The sequence below is a fragment of the Nonomuraea aridisoli genome, from assembly GCF_003236395.1.
Classification (GTDB): domain Bacteria; phylum Actinomycetota; class Actinomycetes; order Streptosporangiales; family Streptosporangiaceae; genus Nonomuraea; species Nonomuraea aridisoli.
Map to the genome: position 1 here is coordinate 1 of NZ_POUD01000565.1, position 1,308 is coordinate 1,308.

Genomic DNA, 1,308 nt, shown 5'->3' on the forward strand with positions numbered 1-1,308 from the left:
GCCCTGTCCGGCACGCCGGGCTCCGGGCCCACGCCTGCCGGGACGTCCGGCTCCGGGCCCGCACTGTCGGGGACGCCCGGCTCGGGGCCTGCCCTGTCCGGCACGCCCGGCTCCGAGTCTCCCCTCTCGGGGACGTCTGCTTCCGGGGCCCCGCTCGCGGGGGCTCCCGCCGCGGCGGCCGGAGGGCCCGGCTCGGCGTCTCACATGCCCGGTTCCTCCGCTTCTCCGCGCTCCGGGAGCGCCGCTCCAGGGGCCCCGGCGTCCGGCCCACCGCAGCCCGGCTCCCAGACGCCCGGCTCGCCGCAGCCCAGCTCCCAGACGCCCGGATCGTCCCAGACGCCCGGGCGGTCCGGTCATCCCGAGGTCACCCGTCCCGTGCAGCGTGACGGCGAGGGCTCGTCCCGGGGCACCGGGCAGTTCCCCGCCGCCGCGCCGGAGGGCCTCCCGCAGCGGCCCGCCGCCGCCCAGAGCGGGTGGTTCCCCGCCCAGGGCGAGTCCGGCTCCGAGCCGCCGGGCGACGGGCTCCCCCAGCGCCCGGCGTTCACCCAGGACGGCAACGCGTCCCGGCCGGGCTCCTTCCAGCCCGCGCGCGACCCGCGCCAGAACGGCTCCCTCCCGTCCCCGCAGGAGGGCCGCCAGACGGGCTCCTTCCCGGCCGTGAACGATCAGCGCCCGTCGAGCTCCTTCACACCCCCGGACAACCAGCGCCAGACCGGTTCCTTCCCGGCGGCCCAGGACCCCCGCCAGAGCGGGCCCTTCCCGGCCGCCCAGGATCCCCGCCAGACCGGCTCCTTCCCCGCCGCCCAGGACGCCCGCCAGAGCGGATCCCTCCCAGCGGCGCAGGACCCCCGCCAGACCGGGTCCTTTCCGGCCGCCCAGGATCCGCGCCAGAGCGGGCCCTTCCCGGCCGCGCAGGCGGAGGGCGGCTCAGGGCAGCGGCAGACCGGCTCCTTCCCCGCGCAACAGCAGGGCGGCGGGCCGCGGCAGGGGTTCGCGGGCGAGGGCCTGCCCCAGCGCCCCGCCACCGGCCAATCCGGCACGGGCCAATCCAGCACAGGGCAATCCAGCACAGGGCAATCCAGCACAGGGCAATCCAGCACAGGGCAACCCGGCACAGGGCAATCCGGCACCGGCCAGTCCGGTCCGGGCGGCGGGCCGGCCGAACGCCTCCCGCAGCGTCCCACCGGCCCGCAACGCCAGGGCGCGGGGCCGGGTGGGCCAGGCGGCCAGGGGTCCGGCGGGCCCGGCACCGGGTCCATCCCGCGCATCCCGTCCGGCGACCCCGCCAAGGGAGTGCCCGCCTACGCC

At 79.1% G+C, this 1,308-nt stretch carries 1 pseudogene; it reads left to right on the plus strand.

The features are described 5' to 3' along the window. Positions 1–375 precede the first annotated feature (375 nt). Positions 376–1,308 (plus strand): annotated as a pseudogene (locus C1J01_RS50865) (hypothetical protein); the annotation flags it as partial.